The organism is Amycolatopsis sp. BJA-103, from assembly GCF_002849735.1.
Classification (GTDB): domain Bacteria; phylum Actinomycetota; class Actinomycetes; order Mycobacteriales; family Pseudonocardiaceae; genus Amycolatopsis.
On sequence record NZ_CP017780.1, the window covers coordinates 2,603,251 to 2,629,231 of the forward strand.

The 25,981-nt window shown below is 67.3% G+C and carries 22 protein-coding genes and 1 tRNA gene; 12 read left to right on the plus strand and 11 right to left on the minus strand.

The window, feature by feature from the left end; genetic code table 11:
* Positions 1 to 57: 57 nt before the first annotated feature.
* The 7 genes from BKN51_RS10940 (at position 58) to BKN51_RS10970 (ending at position 7,484) form a co-directional block, all read left to right on the plus strand.
* Positions 58 to 1,626, plus strand: a complete 1,569-nt coding sequence (locus BKN51_RS10940) for a discoidin domain-containing protein (RefSeq protein WP_101607537.1) — start codon at positions 58 to 60, stop codon at positions 1,624 to 1,626.
* Between the two features lie 87 nt (positions 1,627 to 1,713).
* Positions 1,714 to 3,273: a discoidin domain-containing protein gene (locus BKN51_RS10945; RefSeq protein ID WP_101607538.1), complete on the plus strand. Its 1,560-nt coding sequence runs from the start codon at positions 1,714 to 1,716 to the stop codon at positions 3,271 to 3,273.
* Positions 3,274 to 3,289: 16 nt separating this feature from the next.
* Positions 3,290 to 4,321, plus strand: coding sequence for a hypothetical protein (locus BKN51_RS10950; protein ID WP_101607539.1), 1,032 nt, complete (start codon positions 3,290 to 3,292; stop codon positions 4,319 to 4,321).
* Between the two features lie 24 nt (positions 4,322 to 4,345).
* Positions 4,346 to 4,771, plus strand: coding sequence for a VOC family protein (locus BKN51_RS10955; protein ID WP_101607540.1), 426 nt, complete (start codon positions 4,346 to 4,348; stop codon positions 4,769 to 4,771).
* 182 nt (positions 4,772 to 4,953) lie between these two features.
* A complete protein-coding gene (locus tag BKN51_RS10960; protein WP_101613167.1) occupies positions 4,954 to 5,979 on the plus strand; it encodes a lactonase family protein in 1,026 nt (341 codons plus the stop codon).
* 122 nt (positions 5,980 to 6,101) lie between these two features.
* Positions 6,102 to 7,271, plus strand: a complete 1,170-nt coding sequence (locus tag BKN51_RS10965; RefSeq protein ID WP_101607541.1) for an alginate lyase family protein — start codon at positions 6,102 to 6,104, stop codon at positions 7,269 to 7,271.
* Between the two features lie 139 nt (positions 7,272 to 7,410).
* A tRNA-Pro gene (locus tag BKN51_RS10970) sits at positions 7,411 to 7,484 on the plus strand.
* Positions 7,485 to 7,700: 216 nt separating this feature from the next.
* Here BKN51_RS10970 and BKN51_RS10975 read toward each other — a convergent pair.
* Positions 7,701 to 8,180: a hypothetical protein gene (locus tag BKN51_RS10975; protein ID WP_101607542.1), complete on the minus strand. Its 480-nt coding sequence runs from the start codon at positions 8,178 to 8,180 to the stop codon at positions 7,701 to 7,703.
* A gap of 223 nt (positions 8,181 to 8,403) precedes the next feature.
* Complete coding sequence (locus BKN51_RS10980; protein WP_101613168.1) at positions 8,404 to 10,572, minus strand: glycosyl hydrolase family 18 protein; 2,169 nt, start codon at positions 10,570 to 10,572, stop codon at positions 8,404 to 8,406.
* A gap of 268 nt (positions 10,573 to 10,840) precedes the next feature.
* Between BKN51_RS10980 and BKN51_RS10985 the strand changes: the two genes are divergently transcribed.
* Entirely contained in the window at positions 10,841 to 11,443 is a 603-nt protein-coding gene (locus BKN51_RS10985; protein WP_168214309.1) for an RNA polymerase sigma factor, read from the plus strand.
* Entirely contained in the window at positions 11,436 to 12,335 is a 900-nt protein-coding gene (locus BKN51_RS10990) for a CU044_5270 family protein (RefSeq protein ID WP_101607544.1), read from the plus strand. Before BKN51_RS10985 ends, BKN51_RS10990 begins: the two co-directional genes overlap by 8 nt.
* Before the next feature lie 4 nt (positions 12,336 to 12,339).
* Here BKN51_RS10990 and BKN51_RS10995 read toward each other — a convergent pair whose 3' ends face one another.
* Together BKN51_RS10995 and BKN51_RS11000 are read right to left on the minus strand one after the other, a co-directional pair.
* Positions 12,340 to 13,119, minus strand: a complete 780-nt coding sequence (locus BKN51_RS10995) for an enoyl-CoA hydratase/isomerase family protein (RefSeq protein WP_101607545.1) — start codon at positions 13,117 to 13,119, stop codon at positions 12,340 to 12,342.
* Positions 13,120 to 13,154: 35 nt separating this feature from the next.
* Positions 13,155 to 14,045: a PaaX family transcriptional regulator gene (locus tag BKN51_RS11000; RefSeq protein WP_174720409.1), complete on the minus strand. Its 891-nt coding sequence runs from the start codon at positions 14,043 to 14,045 to the stop codon at positions 13,155 to 13,157.
* Between the two features lie 146 nt (positions 14,046 to 14,191).
* Here BKN51_RS11000 and BKN51_RS11005 point away from each other — a divergent pair, with 146 nt between their 5' ends.
* Positions 14,192 to 15,829, plus strand: a complete 1,638-nt coding sequence (locus tag BKN51_RS11005; protein WP_101607546.1) for an ABC-F family ATP-binding cassette domain-containing protein — start codon at positions 14,192 to 14,194, stop codon at positions 15,827 to 15,829.
* A gap of 75 nt (positions 15,830 to 15,904) precedes the next feature.
* On the opposite strand, the gene BKN51_RS11010 is transcribed toward BKN51_RS11005, so the two are convergent.
* The 7 genes from BKN51_RS11010 to BKN51_RS11040 form a co-directional block, all read right to left on the minus strand.
* Positions 15,905 to 16,744 carry a carbohydrate ABC transporter permease gene (locus tag BKN51_RS11010; protein ID WP_101607547.1) on the minus strand — a complete coding sequence of 280 codons (840 nt, stop codon included), beginning with the start codon at positions 16,742 to 16,744 and terminating at the stop codon, positions 15,905 to 15,907.
* On the minus strand, positions 16,741 to 17,628 hold the full coding sequence (locus BKN51_RS11015) for a carbohydrate ABC transporter permease (protein WP_233224166.1): 888 nt from the start codon (positions 17,626 to 17,628) through the stop codon (positions 16,741 to 16,743). The genes BKN51_RS11010 and BKN51_RS11015 overlap by 4 nt, the downstream gene beginning before the upstream one ends.
* Positions 17,629 to 17,635: 7 nt before the next feature.
* A complete protein-coding gene (locus BKN51_RS11020; RefSeq protein ID WP_101613171.1) occupies positions 17,636 to 18,907 on the minus strand; it encodes an extracellular solute-binding protein in 1,272 nt (423 codons plus the stop codon).
* A 138-nt stretch (positions 18,908 to 19,045) separates the two neighbouring features.
* Positions 19,046 to 21,151, minus strand: a complete 2,106-nt coding sequence (locus BKN51_RS11025) for an alpha-galactosidase (RefSeq protein ID WP_101607548.1) — start codon at positions 21,149 to 21,151, stop codon at positions 19,046 to 19,048.
* 435 nt (positions 21,152 to 21,586) lie between these two features.
* The gene (locus BKN51_RS11030) at positions 21,587 to 22,024 is read right to left on the minus strand and encodes a PPOX class F420-dependent oxidoreductase (protein ID WP_101607549.1); all 438 of its coding nucleotides are present in this window, start codon (positions 22,022 to 22,024) and stop codon (positions 21,587 to 21,589) included.
* Between the two features lie 4 nt (positions 22,025 to 22,028).
* Positions 22,029 to 22,991: an RNA polymerase subunit sigma-70 gene (locus BKN51_RS11035; RefSeq protein ID WP_101613172.1), complete on the minus strand. Its 963-nt coding sequence runs from the start codon at positions 22,989 to 22,991 to the stop codon at positions 22,029 to 22,031.
* Between the two features lie 101 nt (positions 22,992 to 23,092).
* On the minus strand, positions 23,093 to 24,040 hold the full coding sequence (locus BKN51_RS11040) for a methionyl-tRNA formyltransferase (RefSeq protein WP_101607550.1): 948 nt from the start codon (positions 24,038 to 24,040) through the stop codon (positions 23,093 to 23,095).
* A 137-nt stretch (positions 24,041 to 24,177) separates the two neighbouring features.
* On the opposite strand from BKN51_RS11040, the gene BKN51_RS11045 reads away from it, so the two are divergent.
* A complete protein-coding gene (locus tag BKN51_RS11045; protein ID WP_101607551.1) occupies positions 24,178 to 25,521 on the plus strand; it encodes a lysine N(6)-hydroxylase/L-ornithine N(5)-oxygenase family protein in 1,344 nt (447 codons plus the stop codon).
* A 45-nt stretch (positions 25,522 to 25,566) separates the two neighbouring features.
* On the plus strand, positions 25,567 to 25,776 hold the full coding sequence (locus BKN51_RS11050) for an MbtH family protein (protein ID WP_007029404.1): 210 nt from the start codon (positions 25,567 to 25,569) through the stop codon (positions 25,774 to 25,776).
* The last annotated feature ends 205 nt before the right edge of the window (positions 25,777 to 25,981 follow it).

Below are 25,981 nucleotides of genomic sequence, written 5' to 3' on the forward strand. Positions count from 1 at the left end.
GCCGACCCGACGCCGCCCACGCCGGTACTCGCGACTCCGCAACGTCGAGGAGTTCGCATGAAACGGAGAACACCCCTGGCCGGTGTCGCGGTGGCGACCCTGGCCCTGCTGGGGCAGACACTGATCTCTTCGGGCACCGCCGCACAAGCGGAATCTCTGCTGTCCGCGGGCAAACCGACCACGACCTCATCGGTCGAGGGCTCCGGCTTCGAGGGCGCCAACGCCGTCGACGGGAGCGCCACGACCAGGTGGGCGAGCGAGGAGGCGGTCGATCCGCAGTGGATCGCCGTGGACCTCGGCAGCGCCGCGACCGTCACCAAGGTCAAACTGACCTGGGAAGCCGCCTACGCCAAGACCTACAAGATCCAGGGCTCGGCCGACGGCAGGACCTGGACCGACATCAAGTCGGTCACCGGCGGTGACGGCGCCGTCGACGAACACCCGGGCCTCAACGCCTCCGCACGCCACCTCCGCGTCCACGGTACGGCTCGCGGTACGACCTACGGTTACTCGTTGTGGGAGCTGGAGGTCTACGGCGACCGCGTCGGCGGCGGCGACACGCAGGCGCCGACGGTGCCCACGGGCCTCGCCGCGACGGCGACCACCGCGGACAGCGTCACCCTCGGCTGGACCGCGTCGACCGACAACGTCGGGGTCGCCGAGTACGAGGTGCTCCGCGACGGGAACGTCGTCGGAACCACGGCGACGACCACCTACGCCGACAGCGGGCTGGCGTCCGGAGCGGAGTTCGGCTACTCCGTGCGAGCACGGGACGCGGCGGGCAACGTCTCCGCGGCGAGTCCGGTGATCAGGGCCGCGACCAAACCCGGGGGCACCGGCGCCGTCACCATCGCACTGGCGGGTGACATCGCCAACCCCGAACTCTTCTCCACACACCAGGGAACGGCGAACCAGGTCGCCAAGATCAACCCGCAGTACGTGCTGACCGTGGGCGACAACCAGTACCACAAGGGCACCATCTCCGAGTACCGCGCCCACTACGACAAGACGTGGGGCAAGTTCAAGAGCATCACCAAACCCACGACGGGCAACCACGAGTGGGACGACCAGCTCAGGGGATACAAGGAGTACTTCGGCGCGATCGCGTACCCGAAGGGCTTGCCGTACTACAGCTACGACATCGGTGACTTCCACTTCGTCGCGATGGACTCGAACCCGATCTACACCGGCGGTGGTTCCGAACAGGTGGCCTGGCTGCGCGACGACCTGGCGAAGAACACCAAGTCCTGCGTCATCGGGTACTGGCACCACCCGCGCTTCAACTCGGGAAACTCCGGTGACAAGAAGCAGATGGCGCCGCTGTGGAACGAGATGGCCAAGGCGAAGGCGGACGTGGTGTTCACCGGGCACGACCATCATTACGAGCGGACGAAGCCGCTGGACGTCAACGGGCACGTCGACGAGGCGAACGGCGTGCGGTCGGTGATCGCCGGCATCGGCGGCGACTACCTCTACACCGACTACAAGGCGCGCGAAGGTGTCGAGAAGATCCTCGCCAAGCACGGCGTGATGAAGCTGGTGCTGAACGGAAAGTCGTATTCCTGGGAGATCTACGACACCGCAGGGAAGGTGCTCGACAAGGCAGGTCCGTACACCTGCCGCTGACGGCCGCGGTCCGGTGCCGTGCGCGGCACCGGACCCGGCTTGCTGTCCACGACGACGTAGGCCCATCCAGGAGTACAGGTGAATCGAATGGTGAAGCCGGGCATCGCCGCGATCGCGGCGATCGTCCTGCTCGCTCAGCCCGTGACCGCGTCCAGCGCCACGGCCGGACCGGTGGAATCACTGCTGTCGGTCAACAAACGCACCACCACGTCCACGGTCGAGAACGAGAGTTTCGGCGGCGCGCTCGCCGTCGACGGTGATTCGACGACCCGCTGGGCGAGCCTGGAGGGCGATCCACAGTGGATCGCGGTCGACCTCGGCGGTCCCGCGGACATCAGCCGGGTCAAGATCTTCTGGGAATCGGCCCACGCGAAGGACTATCAGATCCAGGCATCCGACGACGGCCAGACCTGGCGAGACGTCAAGACCGTCGTGGCCAGCAACGGCGGCCTCGACGAGTTCGCCGGCCTGAACACCTCCGCGAGGCACGTCCGGATCTTCAGCACCGCACGGGCGACCGAGTACGGGTACTCGCTGTGGGAACTGGAGGTCTACGGCGTCCGGACCGGCGACGGCGACATCCAGCCGCCGTCGGTGCCGACCGGGCTCCGGCAGAAGTCGTCCACCACCGAGAGCATCACGCTCGGCTGGAACCCGGCGAACGACAACGTCGGCGTCGTCGAGTACGAGGTGCTGCGCAACGGCAACGTCATCGGCCGGTCGGCGACGACCTCCTACACCGATACGTCGCTGGCGTCGGGTTTCGACTTCCAGTACGCGGTGCGGGCGCGGGACGCGGCGGGGAACCTGTCCGGATCGACCTCGCCGGTGAAGGCGTCGACCCGGCCTTCGGCGTCCGATGGCATCGTCATCGCCCTCGCCGGCGACATCGCGAAAGCGGAACTGCCGTCGGAGCACCAGCGGACGGCGGAGCTGGTGGGCAAGATCAAACCCCGGTACGTGCTGACGGTCGGCGACAATCAGTACGTCGACGGCACCATCGAAGAGTTCCGGTCCTACTACGACAAGACCTGGGGCAAGTTCAAGAGGATCACCAAACCGACGCCGGGCAACCACGAGTGGAACAACGACCTGGCGGGATACAAGCAGTACTTCGGGAAGATCGCGACACCCAAGGGAAAGCCGTACTACAGCTTCGACGTCGGCGCCTTCCACTTCGTCGCGCTGGATTCGGACCCGGTGTACAACGGCGGCGGCGCCGAACAGGTGGCTTGGTTGCGCAAGGACCTCGCGAGGACCAAGAAGTCCTGTGTCGTCGGATATTGGCATCATCCGCGGTTCAATTCCGGGAACGCCGGAGACGCGAAGAGCATCGCGCCGCTGTGGAACGAGCTGGCCAAAGCGAAGGCGGACGTCGTCTTCGCCGGGCACGATCACCACTACGAGCGGACGAAGCCCCTGGACGTCAACGGGCACGTCGACGAGGCCAACGGCGTGCGGTCGGTCATCGCCGGGATCGGCGGCGACAGCCTGTACCTCGACTACAAGGCCCGGGAAGGCGTCGAGAAGATCTTGGGCAAGCACGGGGTGATGAAGCTGGTGCTCAAGGGAAAGACCTATTCCTGGGAGATCATCGGCACCAACGGGGAACTGCTCGACAAAGCAGGCCCGTACCGCTGCCGGTGACGGGGAAGGAGACGGCGTGAAGCTTCCGGTGAAGTTCGTCGTGGCGCTGGCGGGTGTCGTCGCACTCGCCGCCGCCTCGGTGGTGTACGTGATGCAGGCCAAGGCGAACAGCCCCGAGCGGCAGACGTCAGACGTGGCGATCGAGGTGGATTCCGCACAACCCGTTTCGCTGGGGGAGCGGGGGAGGCTGCTGTTCCGCAACGGTGCTCCGGGGCCGGGATACGGCAACGTCGCCTCGGTCCCCGTCTTCGAACCAGGGAGCCCGCGACGAATCAGTTCGCTCGCTTGCGAGCGGTTCTACACCGCGGCGGACGGCGGCCTGTGCCTGGCGAAAGAACCCACGCCGATGGCCGGCGCGGTCGCCCGGTTCGTCGACGCCGCGCTCGGCGAGGTCAAGCGGGTGGACGTCCCCGGAATCCCCAACCGCGCCAAGCTTTCGCCCGGCGGCCGGATGGGCAGCTGGACCACCTTCGTCACCGGCGACTCCTACTCGAAACCCGGCACCTTCTCGACCCGGACGGCCATCATGGACCGCGAGCGGAACGAGCTGTCGAGCAACATCGAGGGCATCCCGCTGCGGATCGGAGACGAGCAGCACCGCGGCGAGGACGTCAACTACTGGGGTGTCACCTTCGCCCCCGACGAGCGGACGTTCTTCGCCACGGTCGCCACCGGCGGGCGGACATTCCTGGTGCAGGGCGACAACGAGGCGTGGAAGGCGCGCACCCTGCGGGAGAACGCGGAATGCCCGTCGCTGTCGCCGGACGGCACGAAACTCGCGTTCAAGAAGCGCGTGGCGGACGGCGATGCCCGGCCTTGGCGGGAGCACGTGCTGGACCTGGCTACGATGCGGGAGACCCCGCTCGCGGAGACGCGCAGCGTGGACGACCAGGTGGTCTGGCTCGACAAGGACACGATCGCCTACAGCCTGCCACGGGGGAGCGGCAAGGAAAGCGACATCTGGTCCGTGCCGGCCGACGGCACCGGAGGGGCGCGGCTGCTGGTTCCCCTGGCTTCGTCGCCGTCGGTCACCGTCGGGGCTCGGTAGCTCCGAAATGGAAAGGCATTGTGTATGACGAGTCGGTTCGAATGGGTGGCCATCGACAGCGTGGATCCGCGGCGATTGGCGGATTTCTGGTGCGGCGTACTGGGCTATGTCATTTATCAGGACACGAACGGCGCCGCGGTCGAGATCGGACCCGATCCGGAGGAGCCGGACGAACAGCGGTTGGCCGCGTTGCGTGGCGGGCCCGCTGTGCCGAGCATGGTCTTCGTCCGTGTTCCCGAGGCCAAGACCATCGCCAAGAACCGGCTGCATTTCGAGGTCTGCCCGATCGACAGTGACCAGCAGACCGAACTCGAGCGGTTGCTCGCGCTCGGCGCGTCCAAGACGGATGTGGGACAGGGAGACGGTCGGCCCTGGGTGGTACTTGCCGACCCGGAAGGAAACGAGTTCTGCCTGGCACGCAGCCTCGCGCCGGGGGAGTTCGACCTGTAGTCCGGAGTTGCCGGGCCGCTGTCCGGGATGGCACAGGGAAGTTTCTGAGTCGCTCCGGCGCAGGTCCGCCCGGCGAGGCCGGCCGCTGCCAGGTGGGCGACGGACGCCGCTCCCGAAACGATCGCACAGGATGTGGTCAAAAGGGATTCACCTCCACCTCGGGTTGCTGCACAGTGTGCCTGGTGACTCCTGCGAACGACGACCGGACACTGCTCATCGTCGGCTCCTACACCGCCGCGAGCAACGCCGATGGCGAAGGCATCGGCACCTTCTGGCGCGACGGGCGGACCGGGCGACTGACCCCGGCGGGCTCGCTCGAACTGGATTCGCCGAGCTGGCTGACCCCGCACCCGACGCTGCCGGTGCTCTACGCCGCGAACGAAACGGCCGAAGGCGCGATCACCGCCGTGGCGGTCGGCGAGGACGGCACCCTCGAGGCCCTGAACTCGCTCCCGACCGGCGGGGCCGATCCGTGCCATCTGGGGATCACTCCCGATGGCCGGTTCCTGGTGTGCGCGAACTACAGCGGCGGCAGCCTGGCCGTGTTCGCACTGGGGCCCGACGGCGTTCCCACCGTGCGCACAGCGCTGGTCCAGCACGAGGGCACCGGACCCAACACGGAGCGGCAGGAAGCCGCACACGTGCACATGGCCGTGGTCGACGAGACCGGGACGCTGGTCAGCGCGGTCGACCTGGGCACCGACGAGATCCGCAGCTACCGCCTCGGCGAAGAAGGCGAACTGATCCCCGTCTCGGTGTCGGCGCTGCCCGCCGGGACCGGTCCCCGGCAGCTGGTCCGGCGCCCGGGCACGAACCACGCATACGTCGTCGGTGAACTGGCCGCCTCGTTGGTGACAGTGCGCGAAGAACCGCCAGGCACGTTCTCCGTGGAGAACTCGACTCCCGCGACGCTCGAGCCCGGCGGCGAGAACCTCCCAGGACAGCTCGTCCTGCACGGCGATCGGCTCTTCCTGTCGAACCGTGGCCCCGAAACGATCACGGAGTTCGCTTTCGACGGTGTCCTCCCGAAGGCCGTCGCCGATCACGGGACCGGCGAATGGCCACGACATTTCTCCGTCGTCGGCGAGCATTGTTATGTCGCGTCGCAGAGTGAACACGTGGTCCAAGCCTACGAACTCGCGACCTGGCGCTTGATCGGCAGCTATCCGATCGGAAGCCCGGCATTCGTCGGCCCTTGGCGGCACTGATTCCGATCAGCGGGACCTCCTTTCTTTTGAGGGCGAATTAAGGTCTTGACGCAACTGGTTCAGACCATGACACTGAACCACGCGCCGCCGGTGACCTGGCTCACACCCGCCCGAGGAGAACCATGTCCCTACCGAGGAAACTGCTCGCCCTGACCACGCTCGTCCCGTTGGCACTGGGCCTTCTCAGTGCCCCTGCGCAAGCAGCACCGGCCACGTTCACCCACCCAGGCGTACTGGTCAGCCGCCCGCAACTGGACTTCGTGCGCACCAAGGTCCAGGCCGGCGCGCAACCGTGGAAACAGGCCTACAACGCGATGATGTCGAGCTCGTACGCCTCATTGTCCCGGTCACCGAAACCGCGCGCCGTCGTCGAATGCGGCCCCTATTCGAATCCGAATCTCGGCTGTACCGATGAACGGCAAGACGCGATCGCGGCGTATTCCCTTTCCCTCGCCTGGTACATCACGCGCGACGCGAAATACGCGACGAAGGCGATCGAGATCATGGACGCCTGGTCCGCGGTCTTGAAGGACCACACGAACAGCAACGCGCCCCTGCAATCAGCGTGGTCGGCCTCCTCGTGGCCACGTGCGGCGGAGATCATCAAGCACACCTACACCGGCTGGCCGAATTCCGGCCGCTTCGGCACCATGCTCCGGACCGTGTACCTGCCCGAGGTGATCAACGGCAGTCACAGCAACGGAAACTGGGAACTCAGCATGACCGAGGCCGCGATCGGCATCTCGGTGTTCCTCGACGACAAGGCGAGCTACGACAAGGCCGTCGCGAAGTTCCGCACCCGCGTCCCCGCCTACCTCTACCTGACCAGCGACGGCGCGCTCCCGAAGACCGCGCCCGGCAGCGGCCTGGACACCCGCGACAAGATCGTGAAGTACTGGCAAGGCCAGACGACGTTCGTCAACGGCCTCTCGCAGGAGACCTGCCGCGACTTCACCCACACCGGCTACGGCCTCGCCGCCATCGCGAACTTCGCCGAGACCAGCCGCATCCAGGGCCAGGACCTCTATCCCGAGATCGCCGACCGCCTCCGCGAAGGTCTCGGCTTCCACGCGAAGTACCAGATGGGCGCCGCCGTCCCGTCGTGGCTCTGTGGCGGCAGCCTGAAGCTCGGCCTCGGCCCGATCACCGAGGTCGGCTACAACCACCTCCACGCGCGCCTCGGACACACCATGAGCAACACCGAGGCCCTCACCCTCCGCCAGCGCCCGGCGGGTACCAACAGCCTGTTCGTCTCCTGGCAGACCCTCACGCACGCCGACAACCCACAGTGACTCCGTGAGGGCCGCCCGATTGCGGCAGGGTGGCTCTCACGGTCCGTTTTCCCAGCTCAGACACACAGTGACCCCTGGTTGCAAGGCCCTGTTCGGGACCCGCTAAAGTACTCATATCGCACTCCACGGAGTGCGGGTCCGGGCTGTGGCGCAGTTTGGTAGCGCACTTGACTGGGGGTCAAGGGGTCGCAGGTTCGAATCCTGTCAGCCCGACCGGAAGACGCAAGGCCCGTGAGCAGCATACCCACTGCTCACGGGCCTTCTTCGTGATCAAGGTCGGTCGTGAAGTTGATCTTGAATGCATCCTGTCGGGGCAGGGCGGGCATTGCGCACGACTTCACGGTCCGCGTTCGGAGCTTTCTTATTGATCGAGTTCGCGGAGCGGCCGAGGCGAGCGGAGCCGGATCACCCCGCTGTACGGATTCCCGTTCAGGGGCGTTTCGCCGTAGAGGCTCTGGTCTGGTTTTCGCGGTGTCGGCTGAGGTGCCGCCTCTTCGGGGAAAGCGGTTTGCCGAGTACCTCGTGCATCCTGTCGAAGTCCTTGGACTCCGCGACCAGCGCCGCTCTTTCGGTGCCAGGAGCCAGAACACCATAGGCCTTCAGCAGGTTCGAGTGCTTGTCCTTCGCGCTGGACAACACCATGACCCGGTAGCCCAGGGCCAGCTGCAACAAGCCACAGACGACTAGCAAGATGACCAGCGCCGACCCCGACAGGTAATCGTCCTCAGTGGCCACCCATGCTCCGGCGAGTAACACACATATCTGGGCAGGAGCCGTCTGGAGGCTCCTCCAGTAATCGAGCTTCCGCCCGAAGTGCTGCTCGGCGCGCCGATGCTCCGCCTTGACCTGCTCGGGTAGCGGGTACTCGTAGCGGTAAGGCGGACCAGACGGATCCGGGAACTCCTCCACGAGAGGAGAATACGCTCAAAGAAGCACCGTGTAGTCCCTTTGCGCTGCGAACCACGGCCGTGCGACATAAATGGTCTTAGCTCGCCGCGGTGGCCCTGATCGGGTTGCCCGGGAGGCCCGTGTATGCCGCGAGCAAGGGACTTTGGTCGCGCTCGGCCGGCGGCTGGTCCGCGACCAAGGAGCCCGGGGTGCCGGTGACGAAACACCGGCACCCCGGGAACCTTTACTTCAGCGAGTTGTCCACTGTGGTCATGAGGGATCCGGTGTCACCCGACATCTCCCATGCCATGACTCCGAGCAGTCCTCTGGTCTTGAGCCAGGCGACCTTCTGCTGGATGGACCAGGCGTCGTCGAAGGTCCACCATTGCCCGCCGTTGCCCGTATAGCACGCCGTGGCCACGGCCGCGGTGTCGTGCTGGACAGTGCAGTTCGGGACACTGGCCAAGAGATTCGCGTAGCCACGAGTACCTGCTTCCTCGGGGAACTGGCCCGGCGCGGCTCCGGTCGCGCTCTGCCATTCGCCCTTCTTTCCGCCGTCCGCGACCCCTTGCCATCCTCGCCCGTAGAAGGCGAGCCCGAGGGTCAGTTTCCGTGGATTGGCCCCGGCGTTGGTGTAGGCGTTGATCGCCGACTCCACACTGAACTTGAAGTTGTACGGGTCGTCCGCGTCGGCGTAGAGGTTCCCCTGATGGCCGGTGCGGTTCGGCTCCCACGAGTTGTCGCTGCCCGAGCCGTGGAAGTCGTAGCCCTGCACGTTGGCGACGTCGAGGTAGTCGAAGATCTTCGGGATCTCCCAGCCACCGCTCACCTTCGCCGGGTCGGCGGGGGTGAACGCCTGCAGTTCGTACCGCTTGCCGGTGGTGGCGCCGTAGGCGTCCATCTGCGTGCGGAACTCGGCCAGCAGGGCCGTCAGATTCGTCTTGTCGTTGGCGCTCCAGTGGTTTCCGGGATGCCCGTCCGGACTGCCCGGCCACTCCCAGTCGATGTCGATGCCGTCGAAGATGCCCGCGGCCGTTCCCGGCCCGCCGGCCCCGCCGTACGCCTTGATGTTCCCCTTCAGGTAGGTGTCGATGCACGACGCGACGAACTTCTGCCGCGACGCGGCGGTGGCCGCGACGTCGGAGAAGTACTTCGAGTAGGTCCAGCCGCCCAAGGAGATGAGAATCTTCAGATTCGGGTTCTTGACCTTGAGCTTCTTGAGCTGGTTGAAGTTGCCGCGCAACGTTTCCCAGCCGGTGTCGCCGACGCCGTCGACGGACTGGGCGGCGGACATCGGCCGTGAGTAGTCGGCTTCCGCGTCGCCCGCGCCATCACCCTGGTTCGGGTCCTGGGGATTGGACGTCGTTCCCTTGGTGACACCCGAAAGGCAGGTGTGGTTGACCGGGTCGATGTTGCCGAACGCGTACAGCAGATGCGTCAGCTTGCTCGCGGATCCGTTGGTCACCAGGTTCTTGACGAAGAACTGGCGGCCGTAGATACCCCACTGGACGAAGTAGCCGACCCGGGCGTACCCGTTCACGATGTCGCCGGTGCGAGCGCTGACGGCGGCGCTCGCCGCGGAGACGTTGTCGTACCCGTCACGGGCTTTGACCGTGAAAGAGTACGAAGTGGACGGTGAAAGCCCGCTCACCGTCGCGGTCGTCCCGGCCACCGTGGTGACGAGGTCCGCGCCGCGGTAGACGTCGTAGGAGACGACGCCGGTGTTGTCGGTGGACGCGTTCCACGCCAGGGAGACCGAGCTCGACGTGACCGCGGTCGAGCGGAGGTTCGACGGCGCCGTCGGTGCCTGGGTGTCGTCGCCCGGGTTGTTGGTGGTCACCGCGAGCGCCGGGGTGGGCGGGGACTTGGCGTCCTTCCGGTCCTTGGCGACGACGGTGAAGCTGTAGGCCGTGTTCGGCGTCAACCCGGTGATCCGTGCTTCGGTGCCGGTGACCGACGCCGCCAGCGTGGTGCCCTGGTAGACGTCGTAGCCGGTGACGGGCAGCGAACCCGGTGCCGCCGCGTTCCAGGCCAGCGCGGCGGTCGTGGTCGTCTTGGCCACGAGGCGCAGGTTGGCCGGGGTCGACGGCGGGGCGTCGCCCGAACCGTCACAGTTGGCGTCGTCGATCCGGCACGTGGTCGGGTTGACCGCCGTGCTGAGCCGGAACGACGGGCTGTACGGGTAGGTCGAACGGCCCGGCGCGAGGGATTTGATGTAGTACGCCGGGACGAGGGTGACCTGATTGCCCGATTGGGAAACCGTGGCGTTGGAACCGCTGGTGGCGGTCACGCCGGCGGGAACGGTGAAGGTGATGGACCAGTCGGCGACGGTTTCGCTGCTGGGGTTCGTGACGGTGTACTCACCGGTGGTCCCGGTCAGGGTGAAGGCGGCGCGGAGGCGGCCCGCCGCCATCGCCGGAGTACCCGCGGCCACGAGGAGCCCGGCTGCGAGGAGTGTCACGGTGAGTGCGCTGAGTAGTCGTTTTCTGGTGCGTCTCATGGCGGTTCTCTCCAAAAGAGGCGGCGAGACTGACCTGTGCTGAAACTGGCGCGTGTGGTCTAGACCACACTTGAATGTAGCGCGGCTCGCATAAAAGGTCTAGACCGATTCGTCGGTCGTGAACCTGTTCGGCCCCGGATGCGGACAACAAGTGACACTGACGGACGGCGAAGGGCGGTTCATGAGTTCATCTGGGGCGGATCCGGGGGACTGGGACGACGCGGAACTGATCGCGAGGTCGGTGACCGCGCCTGAGTGGTTCTCCGCGATCTTCGACCGGCATGCCGCGCACATCCACCGCTACCTGGTCAGACGCGTCGGCCCGGCCGCCGCGGAGGACGCGCTGGGGGAGACGTTCCTGGTGGCGTTCCGCAAACGCGAGGGGTACGACACCGAGCGCCGCGAGGCCCGGCCTTGGCTCTACGGGATCGCGACCAACCTCGTGGCGCAGCGGCGTCGTGACGAGGTCAGGGAGCTGAAGCTCCGGGAGGCTCTCGGCCCGCCGCCCGACGAGGAAGGGCACGCCGAGCGTGTCGCGGATCAGGTGACGGCCGAGGCGATGGGGAAACTGCTGGACTCCGCGCTGGCGGAACTCGCGGACGGCGACCGGGACACGCTCACGCTGTTCGCGGGGGAAGGCCTGAGTTACGAGGAAGTGGCCGCCGCACTGGACATCCCGCTCGGCACCGTCCGCTCGCGGCTGAATCGCGCGCGCCGGAAGGTCCGGGAAGCACTGGGACACCCGGACATCACGACTTCGAAGGAGATCGCCAACCATGGATGAGCTGAAGCTGATCGCCGAGCGGACGGACTCGGTGCCCCTCGCGGAATCCGGCGTACTCGGCCCGGCCCGCGCGCGATTGATGGCCGAGATCGGCGCCGTCCAGACGGAAAACGTGGTGCCGCTGAAGAAACGGCGGCGCTGGGTCTGGACCGGAGTGGGAGCGTCAGGTCTGGCCGCGGCCATCACCGCCGTCGTGGCGCTCACCCCGGCCGGCCTGGAACCGCCCGCGGCCACGGCGGACCCCGAGGCCGTGCTGCGCAGTGCCGCCGCGGCCGCGCTGAAGACACCGGACACACCGCCGAAACCGGACCAGTTCATCTACACGAAGACCAAGCAGCCCGACGGTGAGCGGGAATCGTGGATTTCGGCGGACGGTACCCGCGACGGGATGATCAAGAGGGCGGACGGAAGTTCCTTCCCGCTTCCGGGCTGCCGGAACGGGCAGGCGCAGGCGTACAAGGGCAAGGAGCCGCTCAAGGGTGTCACGGAGCCGTGCACGCCACGGCCCGGCTACCGGGTGGATCTCCCCACCGACGCGGACGCGATGTTCGCCTACCTCAACGCCGACCACAGCGGTGAGAAGGGCGACTACAACGCGATGGGCAAGGACGTCCTCGCGCTGGCGAACGAAAACCACCTTCCGCCCGCGGTCCGGGCGGCCCTGTACGGCGCGGCAGCCAAGGTGTCAGGCCTGCGCGCCGTCGACCACACCAAGGACGCGGCGGGCAGGCCCGGTGTCGGCATCACCTGGCCGCTCGGGCCGCATGACGACCCCAAGGTGGCGAAACCGGTCGTGATCGTCTTCGCCGCGGACACTTTCCAGTACCTGGGCACGAATTCGACCGCCGCGACCGCGTCCGGCGTGGTGGACGCGGTCGGTCAGCGGCCGTAGCGGATCAGCGGCCGGTGAAGGTCGCCTTGCCGGGACCGTCGGCGAGGAACGACTTCACCGCGCCGCGCAGGTCCTCGGTGTCGAAGAGCCCGGCGGCGATCGTCGTGATGTGCTCGTTCGCCTCGGCGACGCCGCCGTGCTCGTAGTGTTCGAGGACCTTCTTGGTGGCCGCGTGCGCCCTGGTCGGCCCCTGCGCGAGGTCGTTCGTGAAAGCGCGGACGGCCTCGTCGAAACCGTCCGCCGGGAGCACGCGGTTCACCACGTTCCAGCGTTCGAGGGTCGTGGCGTCGTAGGTCGCGCCGGTCATCACGAACTCTTTCGCGCGGCCGACACCGGCGCGGGCGGCGAGCCGCTGGGTTCCGCCCATGGTCGGCGTCAGGCCGACGACCCGTTCGACGAGCCCGAACTTGGCCTTCTCGGTCGCGAGGATGATGTCGCAGGCGACCGCGACCTCGAAGGCCCAGGTCAGGCACAGGCCGTGGGCGGCGAACACGGTGGGGAACGGGAGTGCGGCGATCCGGTCGGGGATCGCCAGCATCTCGTCGAAGAGCACCTTCGCCTCGGCCGCGGAGGACTGGGCGTCGAACAGGGAGACATCGACTCCGCCGCTGACGATCTTGCCCTCGGCCCGGATGATCGCCGCCCGCGGCGGGGTGGCCTCCAGATCGCCGATCGCCTCGCCCAGTTCCTGCTGGAGTACCGCGGTGTAGAGGTTCAGCGGCGGCGAAGCGATGGTCAGGACGGCGACGTCGTCCTCGCGGTCGAGGCGGATCGAGGTGGCCAAAACGGGGTCCCTCCGCTAGATCGTTTTCCGTGACCCTAGCCGGAGGCGTCCGCGAGTTCGTCCCATTGGGCCTGTGCTTCTGGTCGCCATTCGACGTGCTGCCGGTGGAAAAGGTCCGCCGCGCGCACGCCGCTCCAACCGTCGGGGAGCAGTTTTAGCGGAAGACGGGGATCGAGGAACGGGAAGCTGCGCCATTCGTGGACGAGTTCGGTCTGCGCGCGCAGGATGCCGTGTTCACCGGAGGGGTGGGTGCCGGTGAAGCGGTCGATGAAGTCCTCGTAACGGTCTTTGAGGTCGCTGAGATCCCAGGACCGCGCGACCATCGTCTCTTGATCGCCGACGTCGCCGTACGCGGCGGTGAACGACATCGCCTGCGCGTCGAGGCCGAGTTCCTGCACGATCTGCTGGGCCTCCCGCTGGCGGCTCAGATCCGGGCTGACCCAGACGCCCGCCACCGGCGAACCGAACCCGGCCCACGTCAGGCGGGTGCGGAGCCGGTGCCGGAGATCCCGCTTCGCTTCGGGGACCGAGACGATCAACATCAGCCAGCGGCCGTCCCAGGCCTTTTCTTCGTTGCCGAAGGCGTAGATCCGTTCCGCGCCCTCGGTCATGAGGCGTCTGCCTGGTGGGGTGAGAGACCAGCGCACTCTTCGGCCGACACGTTCGGAGACGACCCAGCCCTCGGCGGAGGATCGGGCCAGCGCCTGCCGCGCGGACTTCTCTTCGATGTCGAGCACGCGCAGCGCTTCGACCAGTGTGGACGTCCAGATCGCCTGGTCACGCGGCAGGACGTACTCGCCGAGGATCGTCATCAGCAGCGACCGCGCGCTGGCATGACTGACTTCCCGCCGCCTGCTCATCGTCGGCCTTCGGGCACCGCCTTTCTGCTGGTGGACGACGGGGACCGGGGTGGCGGAGTCCGCCATTTGCTGTCACCGACCTCAATACTCGGGGATTCGTTCGGGTCCAGAAGAACAACCAGGTTACCCACGTTCCGTGATCGCTTGGATACTTGCCACTCTTCCGAGGGACCACGAGTCGTTCAATCGGTCCCCGTAGACTTACTGATCTCATGAGCGCCACACTCGTTGCCAAGGATCTCGCCGCCGGCCACGGCGACCGTGTTCTGTTCTCCGGTCTCGACCTGGTCGTCGCCCCGGGCGAAGTGATCGGTCTCGTCGGTGTGAACGGCGCGGGCAAGTCGACCCTGCTGAAGACTCTCGGCGGCCTCGTACCGCCGGAAGAGGGAAGCGTCCGGCTGAACCCGCCGACGGCCACCGTCGGTCACCTCCCACAGGAGCCGGAACGCCGTGAAGGGGAATCCGTTCGCGCGTTCCTCTCGCGCCGCACCGGTGTCACCGCCGCGCAAGCCGCGCTCGACGCCGCCACCGAGGCGCTGACCGCGGGCGAACCCGGATCGGACGACGCCTACGGGATCGCCCTCGATCGCTGGCTCGCGCTCGGCGGGGCCGACCTGGACGACCGGGCGGCCGAGGTCGTCGCGGACCTCGGGCTCACGGTCAACCTCGACCAGCCGATGTTGTCACTGTCCGGTGGGCAGGCGGCGCGGGCGGGGATGGCCTCGCTGCTGCTGAGCCGCTACGACATCTTCCTGCTCGACGAGCCGACGAACGACCTCGACCTCGACGGGCTGGAGCGGCTCGAGCGGTTCGTCACCGGGCTGCGCGCCGGGACCGTGCTGGTCAGCCACGACCGGGAATTCCTCGCGCGCACGGTGGACCGCGTCGTCGAACTCGACTTCGCCCAGCAACAGGTGCGGACCTACGGCGGCGGTTACGAGTCCTATTTGGAGGAACGCGCCGTCGCGCGGCGGCACGCGCGCGAGGAGTACGACGAGTACGCGAACACCAGGTCCTCGCTCGAGGCCCGTGGCGCGATGCAGCGTTCGTGGATGGAGAAGGGCGTCAAGAACGCCCGGCGCAAGGCCACCGACAACGACAAGGTCGGCCGCAAGTTCCGGAGCGAGGCGACGGAGAAGCAGGCGTCGAAGGCCCGCCAGACGGACCGCATGATCGAACGCCTGGACGTCGTCGAGGAACCGCGCAAGGAATGGGAACTGCGGATGGAGATCGCCGCGGCGCCCAGGGCGGGTGCGGTCGTGGCGACCCTGCGCGGTGCGACGGTGCGGCGGGACGGGTTCACCCTCGGTCCGGTGGACCTGCAGATCGACTGGGCGGACAAGGTCGCGATCACCGGGGCCAACGGCGCCGGGAAGTCGACCCTGCTCGCCGCCCTGCTCGGCCGGATCGCGGTCGACGAGGGCGCCGCGTCGCTCGGCTCCGGTGTCGTGGTCGGCGAGGTCGACCAGGCGCGGAAGCTGTTCCTCGGTGACCTGCCGCTCGTCGAGGCCTTCGCCCGCGAGGTCCCGGAGCTCGCCGACGCGGACGTGCGGACTCTGCTGGCGAAGTTCGGCTTGAAGGCCGCGCACGTCCTGCGGCCGGCGGCCACGCTGTCGCCGGGGGAGCGGACCCGGTCGGCGCTGGCGCTGCTGCAGGCGCGCGGCGTCAACCTGCTGGTGCTCGACGAGCCGACCAACCACCTCGACCTGCCCGCGATCGAGCAGTTGGAGTCGGCGCTGGCGGAGTACCCGGGGACACTGCTGCTGGTGACACACGACCGGCGGATGCTGGACGCGGTCGCGACGACGCGGCGGCTGGAAGTGGCCGACGGGAAGGTCACCGAACTCTGAGCATCTAGAGGACTGGTTGCGGTAGTCGGCATCACGTACTACCGCAACCGGAGGACTAAACGCGGTCTACCTCGGTCAGCCCTTGGTCGCGCCGCCGGTGAGTCCCTTCACGAACTGCTTCTGCAACGCCAGGTAGAAGATCAGCACCGGCAGGGTCGCCAGGAACATCAGCGCGAACACACTGCCGAGATCGGCTTGGTACTGGCCGATCGAGCGGTAGATCCCGGTGGTGACCGTGGTCCCCTGGCTGGGGCCGAGGATGATCAGCGGGTCGATGAAGTCGTTCCAGATCCACACCCCGAGGAAGATCAGGACGCTCGCCGTGGCCGGGCGCAGCAGCGGGAACACGATCCGCCAGAACACCTGCATCCGGTTCGCACCGTCGAGCAGGGCGGCCTCCTCGAGTTCGACCGGCACCCCGCGGATGAACCCGGTGAACACGAAGACCCCGAACGGCACGTAGTACCCGACGTTGAACAGCACCAGGCCTTGCAGCGTCGCCATCATCCCGGTCAGCCGGAGCACTTCGGTGACCGGGATCAGGATCACCTGCGGCGGGATCATCAAACCCGCCAGCAGGATCAGCGCGAGCACCTTGGTCCATCGCTTGGCAGAGCGCGCGAGGTAGTGCCCGAGCATGGCCGAAAGCACCGTCAGCACGATGATCGAGAGCAGCGTGACGAGCATGCTGTTCGCCAGGCTCACCCAGAACAGGCCGTCGGGCCGGGTGAGCACGGCGTGGATGTTGGTCAGCGTCGGTGGCAGCGGGACCGACGCCGGCTCCTGGGCGATCCGATCGCCGGGTTTGAAGACGTTGACGAGCACGTAGTACAGCGGCACGAAGAAGATCGCGCTCACCAGTATCGCCACGGTCGGCCGCAGCCAGGAACGCCGTGAACCGTCCACTGTGGTCACAGGTCGACCTCCCGCAGCCTCAGGAATCGCAGCACGATCGTGGTCAGCGTCGCCACGATCACCAGCATCACCACGGCCATCGCGGACGCGTAGCCGACGTGGTTCGCGTCGAGGCCGGTGGCGAGGACGTTGAACGCGATGGTGGCTGTGGTCCCCGAGCCCGGCCCGCCGTTGGTGACGACCTTGACGTAGTCGTAAGTCTTGAACGCCGAGATCAGCAGGACGACCGTGTTGATCGTCAACGACGGCGCGAGCAGCGGCCAGGTCACCGCGCGGAACCGCCGGACCGGCCCGGCGCCGTCGATCTCCGCCGCCTCCAGCAGTTCGGCCGGGACGCCTTGCAGGCCCGCGAGGTACACGACCACGCAGAACCCCAGCATCTGCCAGCACACGATCGACGCGACCGAGTACAGCGCGAGATCCGGATCCGACAACCAGCCCGGCGGATGGTCGACACCGATCGCGCGCAGGAAGTCGTTGACCGGGCCCCGGTCGTCGAGCAGTTTCGTCCAGATGATGCTGACCACGACCGAGCTGAGGATCACGGGTGTGAAGAACACGCTCCGCAAAGCGTTGTACAGCCAGCCTTTCCGGTCGAGCAGCAACGCGACGCCGAGGCCGAGCACGTTCGGCACGACCACCACGATCACGGTCAGGATCGTCGTGACCCAGAGCGCGGTCAGGAATTGCTCGTCCTGGAACAGCAGCTTGTAGTTCTCGAAACCCACGAACTCCGAAGGCGGGTTGAACGGGTTGTGGTTCGTCAGGCTGTAGCCGAAGCTGATGAGGATCGGCGCCATGACGAAGCAGAGATAGATGAGGACGCCGGGTGCGCCGAACGAGGCGAAGTGCCACACCCGCGGCAGGATCGGTTTTCTCCGCATTGTGGCGTCAGCGTGCCTTCGCCCACTCGGCGTCCAGGAACGCGCACACGTCGGCCACCGTCTTGCGGCCGGTGATGACGTCCTGGGCGGCCTGGTAGACCTTGTCCTTCATCCCCGGCAGGAGACCGTCGTCCGCGGTCTCCCAGCTGAAGGCGTTCACGACAGCGTTCTTCGCCACGGCCTCCCGGTAGAGCTCGTAGCCCGCCTTGAAAACCGGGCCCGCGTCGGACGGTGGCGTGTAACCCTTGATCGCGGGGAACAGGCCGTCGGCCTTGACCGAGGCGTCGATCTGCTCCTTGTCGAGCTGGAATGCGAGCGCGAACTTCCTCGCCGCGTCGAGGTTCGGGGACTTGGCGTTCACGACGATGCCGCCGCCGGTGTAGGCGGGCACGACGAGTTTCCCGTTCTCGGAGGGGAAGTTGAAGACGCCGATGTCGAACGACGGTTTCTTGGCGTCGGCGCTGGCGGCGAACCAGTTGCCCATCGGGTACATCGCGCCTTCGCCGTTGAGGAAGGCCGTTTCGGTCGCCGAGTAGTCCCGCGAGACCTGCGTCTTGTCGACGTAGCCCTTGGCCACCAGATCGGCGAACTTGCCGAACGCCTGCTGGAAGGCCGGGTCGGTGAACTTGACCTTGTCGGCCCGCCGCTGGGAAAGCCAGTCCGGGGTCTTGCCGTAGACCTCGACACTGACCAGTCCGTCCAGCAGCATCGCGGACGGGAACCCCTCCTTGCCGCCGCCGATGGTGAACGGCGTGATGCCCTTCGCCTTCAGTTTTTCGGACGCGGCAAGGAGTTCACCCCAGGTCTTCGGCGCCGACGCGATCCCGGCGTCGGCGAAGAGCTTCTTGTTGTAGTAGATCGGCGGGATGGTCTGAGTGTTGGCGGGCAACTGGTGGTGCCCGCCCTTGATCGGGTTGGCGGCCGGGAACTGGAAGTCCTTGAGCTCCTCGGGCGTCCACGCGTAGAGGTTGCCCGATTCGGCGAAACCGGCCGAGTCGACGGCGATGGCGACGTCGGGGAACTGCCCGGACTGCAGCAGTTGCTTGGCGTACCCGGTGCGATCGGTCGACGGGGCGACCAGCTTTTTCACGGTGAGACCGGGATTCCGGTCCGTCACGCGTTTGATGGCGGCGTCCCAGTAGGACGGCGGCAGGTTCGGTGTTTCGAACGTCAGGAAGGAGATCTCGCCGCCGGAAGTCCCCGTCCCGCCGCCGACCGCGCAGCCGGTGAGGCTCGCGGCGACGAGTAGCGCCGCTCCCAACGCGAAGGACCTTTTCATGCCCCAGTCACCCTTCTCGCGGCGATGCACGGCGTCTCATCTGCGACGGCATTCGATCGGATGTCTAGGGCGATGTCAAGCGGCTTGAAGCGCCTTCTGGCACCCGAAACGGGCGATACATCTGATCTATCGGCGTGCTCAGAGCTTGCTCAGCCGGATCACCGCGCTGGCGAAATCGCCCTCCGGCAGGCCCGCCATCAGGCCGTGTGCCAGGAGCGCGGCGCCGTGCCACACCTTCCCGGTGTCCTCGTCGCGGTAGCGGGCGGCGGGGTCGAGACCGTCGAGCCGGACCGGTCGTTCGGGAGTGGGGAAATGTGCCGCTTGCCGGAACACGAACACGACCGCGCGCCCGCCGTCGGCCGCGACGTACTGCAAGGCGGAAACCCCGTCGGTGGACGGGGGAACGAGCCGGTACAGCCTGCCGTGCTGGACGACCGGCCGGATCTCCTTGTACAGCGCGATCTGTTCGCGGGCGTAGGCGAGGTCGTCCGCGGGCCACCTGACGATGTCGCCGCCGATGCCGAGCACTCCCGCCATCGCGACGTGGAACCGGAACCGCAGCGGGGTCGAGCGGTGGGTGACGAAGTTGGGGTCGTCGGTGACCCAGGCCGCCATCGCGCGTGCCGGGTACACCTGGCCGTAGCCGTGCTGGATGACGAGCCTGTCGAGCGCGTCGGTGTTGTCGGAGGTCCAGACCTGGTCCGTCCTGGCCATGATCCCGAGGTCGATCCGCCCGCCACCGCCGCTGCAGGCCTCGATCCGCAGGCCGGGATGCCCGGCGCGCAGCCGGTCCATGATCCGGTAGACCGCGCGGGTGTGCTCCACCCACAACCGGTCCGGGTCGTCGTCGGCGGGCCAGCCCGCTTCGCTGAACGGACGGTTCATGTCCCACTTCAGGAAGTCGATCCCGTGCTCGCCGACCAGGGAGTCGAGGCTGCCGAACGCCCACTCGGCCACGTCCGGACGGGCGAAGTTGAGGACCAGCTGCTGCCGCAGTTCCGAGCGTGTCCTTTGTGGATAGTGCAGGACCCAGTCCGGATGCGTGCGGTAGAGGTCGCTGTCCGGGTTGACCATCTCGGGTTCGACCCAGAGCCCGAACTTCATGCCGAGCCGGTGCACCTCGCCGATGAGCGGCCCGAGGCCGTCGGGGAATTTGTCGCGGTTGACGTGCCAGTCGCCGAGTCCGGCGTGGTCGTTGTCCCGCGCGCCGAACCAGCCGTCGTCCATCACGAACAGTTCGACGCCGAGGGCGGCCGCCTGTTCCGCCAGTGCGCGCTGGCCTGCTTCGGTGACGTCGAAACCCGTTGCCTCCCAAGAGTTGTAGAGCACGGGCCGGAGTTCGCCGGGGTGCGGGAGTATGTGGCCGATCGTGTACGCGTGCCAGGCGCGGCTCGTGGCGCCGAATCCGCCTTCGGCGTAGAGCCCGGCGAAGACAGGCGTGGTCAGCGTGTCGCCGGGGGAGAGCCGGGGGACGACGCCGTCTTGGCCGAAGCCTCCGGTCACGGTGAGGCGGCCGGTGGACGAGCGGGTGGTGGTGATCCGCCACGAACCGCTCCACGCGAGCGCGGCGCTGTAGACCTCGCCGTGGCGCTCGGTCGCTTCGCCGTCGTCGAGCATCACCCACGGATTGGCATGATGACCGGTGATCCCGCGCCTGCTGCCGAACGTGGTCTCGCCGTGGGGCACCGCCTCCCGGAGCAATTGGCTCTCGGCGGCCCAACGGCCGGTGACATGACTGATCCGGTAGTCCGGCCGGACCGGCACGACCCAGGTCGCGGAGTCGGCCCGGATGACCTCGATCGGGTCTTCCGTGCCGTCGTGGGTGAGTTCGGTCCAGCGCTCGATGACGTCGGTGCCCGCCGGGACGCGATAGCCGAGCGTGATGCGCAGGGGATAGTGGCGATCGCGGAAGTGGACGCGCAGCACTCCGCCGTCGATGTCGTGGGAGAGGTACCGCCATTCGAGGGCTCGGGTGCCGTCGGCGAACCTGACTTGGAGGGCGGGGGTCCAGTATCGGGTCCCGCCGTCGGCGGCGAGTTCGTCCAGTCCCTCGTTGGGATCGTTGAAGGCGTCCCAGCGCGCTTTGGTCCGGGGGAGGACGTCGGCGAGCTGGTCGGAGGTGAGCGCCGGGCCCCAATAGACGTGGGAGGGCGTGTCGTCCTCGGTCAGCCTGAGCGCGTAGCTCGTCGCCGCGGTGCGGATGAGCCAGGAACGGGTGCTCTCGTCGAAAACGATCTCGGCCACGAGGCCATCTTGGTGCCGAATGGTGACAGGGGCCAGGCGGCTTCCGCTTAGCGGTACATCGGGCGGTGGGTCTCGTGAGTGGTAAGGACGGTTCTATCGAGGAGAAGGGCAAGCGTGGCGTGCTCGTGTTGTGTGTGGAGAGGGATGGGTGTTCGTGTGTGATCGGGTGGCGATCACCCGTGATCAGAGACGGATCACGTGTGATTGGAGCCGGATCTCGCGTGATCGGGTGGTGATCACGGAGTTCCGGGTCTGAGCACGCGAGATCCGGCTCCAAGCACGCGAGTCACGCCCTCGCTCACGTTGGGTTCAGGGTCGCACCAGCCTTTCCGGGGCGTCCCGAAAGCACGCCGCTCGGCATCGGACCGGCGAAGGCACCTTTGCCTTACCCCTCAATAACCGTCCTTACCACTCACGAGACGGGATCGGACGCTGTCAGCCGCCGACCTTCGCGATCGCCACGAAATGCTCCGGCCGCACCCGCACGAGCACCTTCCCCGGTGAGGTCGCGTAGGCCAGCCAGCCCTCCATCGCGTCCTGTCCGGCCTCCCCGAGGTACCGCCGCGCGATCAGCTCCGAACCGCGACGCACCCCGTCGGGATCAGAAACGATCTCCGCGACACCCTCGACGCTCACGAACGAGTACGGCGGAAGCGGGTCGTCGGCGACCACCGACACGCGCGGATTCTCCTTGAGCGCCTTGCCTTTGACGGTGTCCGCGCCCAGATTGACCAGGATGTCGTCCCCGTCCAGGGCGAACCAGACCGGGACCGCGTGCGGTCTGCCGTCCGGGCGGACCGTCGCGAAGACGGCTGTGCGGGTGCCTTCGGCGAGAAAGGCGCGGCGCTGCTCGTCGGTCATCTTCTCCGGCATTGCTTCATCCCTTCAGGATCGTGTCCAGGCCGAAGGCCGGGAACAGGTGGCTGTCGAACGTGGTGAACTCCGCCGCTTTGCCGTCCACGACACGGACGAGGTCGAGTTTGAAGGCGCGGAACTCGGTGTCGCCGGGGCGGCGCAGGTACGAGGCGAACGCGGGCATCCGGTTGGCGTCGACCGCGACGGCGCGCCATTCGCCCATCGATTCGGCGATCCTGCCGTGCCTGGCGAGGTGTTCGAGCCCGATGTAGCAGTTCGGCTCCGGCGGCATGGTGACGCGGACGTCGTCGCGGACCAGGCTGCTCAGCGTAGAGAAATCGCCGCTGTCGTGGGCTTCGATGAGGCGTCGGACCAGCGCCCGTTCCTCTTCGGACGGTGCCGAGGCGGACCAGTCGCCGCGCTGCTGCGGAAGGCGTTCGCGCAGGGTCGCCCGGCCGCGCTGCAGCGCGCTGTTCGCGGCGGGCACCGAGAGGTCCAGCAGGGTGGCGGTTTCACTGGCCTGCCAGCCGAGCACGTCGCGCAGGATCAGCACCGCGCGCTGCTGTGGCGGCAGCATCTGCAGGACCGCGAGGAAGGCGAGTTCGATGGTCTCCCTGGCGACGGCGAGCGCGTCCGGTCCGGCTTCGGGCGGGGTGATCTCGTCGAGCAGCCTGTCCGGATACGGCTGGATCCAGGGGACCTCGGCGAACGAGCGCAGTGACGGCACCCGCCGCTCGCTCTTGCGGATCGCGTCGAGGCACGCGTTGGTCGCGATCCGGTACAGCCACGCGCGGAAGTTCCCGCCGTCGAACGTGTCCAGCCCGCGCCAGGCGTTGAGCAGCGCGTCCTGGACGACGTCTTCCGCCTCGTCGAACGAGCCGAGCATCCGGTAGCAGTGGACGTGCAGTTCCCGCCGGTGCCGTTCGGTGAGCACGGCGAAGGCGGATTCGTCCCCTGCCTTCGCCGCGGCGATCGTTTCGGTCATGGCGCCTCCCATCGAGTGTTCTTACCCGATGTAACGGCGCCCTCCGGCCGGACTCATCGGTCCCGCGATGACTTTTTTCGCGGGACCGATGAGTCCGCAGGTCAGGGCCGGTTGGTGAGATATCCGCCCATGGTGCGGAAGTACTCGTCGGCGGCCAGCTCGGTGCCGTCCTCGGTCCGGACCCGTTCGATGACGAGCCCGTGCGACCGGCCGCGGCGCGATTCGGGGCCTGCGACGATCACGACACCTTCACCCTCGCGGATGAAGATCCGGCCGGGGGTTCCGCCGTAGCAGCCCACGGAAACCGAGGAACGGACGACGCGCAGCTGCTTGCCGCGGTGGTGGGTGAAGGCGTTGGGATAGGGGTCGGACTGCGCGCGCACCAGCCGCTCGATCTCCTCGGCGGGCCAGGACCAGTCGATGAGACTGTCTTCGAGGGCGCGCTTGTGGAAGAAGCTGGCCTTCGACCTGTCCTGCTTGACCGGCGTGAAGTCCCCCTTCGCGATGATCTCGATGGCGTCGGTGGTGATCGGCGCGATGAGATCGACCGTCCGGTGGAAGAGATCCGTCGTCGTGTCCTTCGGTCCGACCGGGACGGACCGCTGCAGCACGATGTCGCCCGCGTCGAGGTCCGCGTCCATCATGTGGGCCGTGAGACCCACTTCCGGCTCGCCGTTGATGAGCGCCCAGATCAGCGGCGAGAAGCCGGCGTAGGCGGGCAGCAGCGAGTCGTGGACGTTCAGCGTGCCGTGGCGCGGCATCTCGAAGATCTCGGGCGGCAGCCAGGTGCGCCAGTTGTTGGCCACGATCAGGTCGAGATCGGCTTCTTTCAGCTCCGCCAGCAGTTCCGCGTCGTCGGGGCGCTGTCGCAGCAGCGCGCGGATCCCGTTGGCCTCGGCGAGATCCGCGACGGAGTCGGACCAGATCTTCTCGTAGGCGTGGTCACTCTTCGGGTGGGTGACGACGAGGGCGACATCGTGGCCCGCGTCGATCAACGCCCGCAGGGTGCGGTGTCCCCAGGTCTGGTATCCGAACATGGCGACCCGCATGGGACCGGCCTCCTCCTGGTCGAGGGATGAACATCACCACTGAAAGTACTAGTTGAGCCTCACCTAACTTAGGTTAGGGTTCCCTGGTCTTCATAGCGAGCTAACGAGATGCGGCTGAGCCGCGCAAGGGGTTCACGATGGCACGAGCAGTGGTCGGCGAACGGGTTCCGGTCTACGACGTGGTCGGAGTCGGGTTCGGGCCGTCGAACCTGGCGCTCGCCATCGCCGTCACCGAACACAACGCCACGCCGGGAGCGGAGACCGTCACGGCTCACTTCCTCGAGCGTCAGGCGCGTTTCGGCTGGCACCGCGGGATGTTGATCGACAACGCCACCATGCAGGTCTCCTTCCTCAAGGACCTGGCGACGATGCGGAACCCGACGAGTTCCTTCAGTTTCCTGTCGTACCTGCACAGCAAGGACCGGCTGGTCGACTTCATCAACCACAAGAACCTGTTCCCGTTGCGGATCGAGTTCCACGACTACTTCGAATGGGCGGCGGAGAAGGTCGACGACCTGGTTTCCTATGGCACCGAAGTGCTTTCGGTCACGCCGGTCTTCGACGGCGACGAGATCGTGTTCTTCGACGTCCACGCGCGCACCGACGGTGAACTGGTGAACCTGCGCGCCCGCAACCTGGTGATGGGCACCGGGCTGCGGCCGAACCTCCCCGAAGGTGTGACGCCGGGCACTCGGATCTGGCACAACAGCGAGATGCTGCACCGCCTCGAAGGCATGGCCGCCGAAGAACCGCGCCGGTTCGTCGTCGTCGGCGCCGGCCAGAGCGCGGCGGAGGTCAGCGCGCTGCTGCACGACCGCTTCCCCCGGGCCGAGGTGTGCGCGGTGTTCGCGCGCTACGGCTACAGCCCGGCCGACGACAGCGCGTTCGCCAACCGGATCTTCGACCCCGAGGCGGTCGGGCGGTTCTACGCGGCGCCGGAAGCGGTCAAGGAGCGCCTGATGCGCTACCACGGCGCGACCAACTATTCGGCCGTGGACATCGACCTGATCGACGACCTGTACCGCCGTGTCTACCGCGAGAAGGTGCAGGGGATCGAGCGGCTGAAGCTGATCAACGTCTCCCGCCCCACCGAAGTCACCGACACCGGATCCGAGGTCCGGGTCACCATCGAGGCGCTGGAGACCGGGGAACGGACCCGGCTGGACGCCGATTTCGTCGTGTACGCCACCGGGTACAGCCCGGCGGATCCGACCCCGTTGCTCGGCGAGCTCGCCTCCGCGTGCCTGCGTGACGACGAGGGCAGGCTCCGGATCGAACGCGACTACCGGATCGTCACCGAACCGCCGCTGGACGGCGGGATCTACCTGCAGGGCGGCACCGAACACTCGCACGGCATCACGTCGTCGCTGCTGTCCAACACCGCCGTCCGGGTCGGCGAGATCCTGGAGTCCATTGTGGACCGGCGCACCGCCGACGCGTCCCGGCCCGAGTACGCGGTGAGCGGCATCGGGCCCGCCTGACCCGGCCGGGGCTGATTCACCGGATACACACGAGGAGAACAAGGCATGACGAATCCGTTCGAGAACCCCGACGGCACGTATCTGGTGCTGGTCAACGACGAGGGGCAGCACAGCCTGTGGCCCGAGTTCGTCGAGGTCCCGGCGGGCTGGACCACGAAGTTCGGCCCGGCCTCGCGTCCGGAGTGCCTCGAGTACGTCGAGACCAACTGGACCGACCTGCGGCCCGCTTCGCTCGTCAAGGCCATGGAGTCCTGACCCGCTTCTGTCGGGCTGGTCGTGAGTGGCGATTCGGGTTCCAGCCAAGGGTGCCCTAGGTACCTGCTGGATTTTGCGTGCGAGTGTTCGCAAGTTCGCGACACCCGGGCTGGCTGGCGTGGCCCTCACGAGACTCGGCCCACCACGCCACTGCCGCTCTGGCTCTCCTCTGCGGTACATGAAGGCCCCCTTCCTTGCGCCTAGG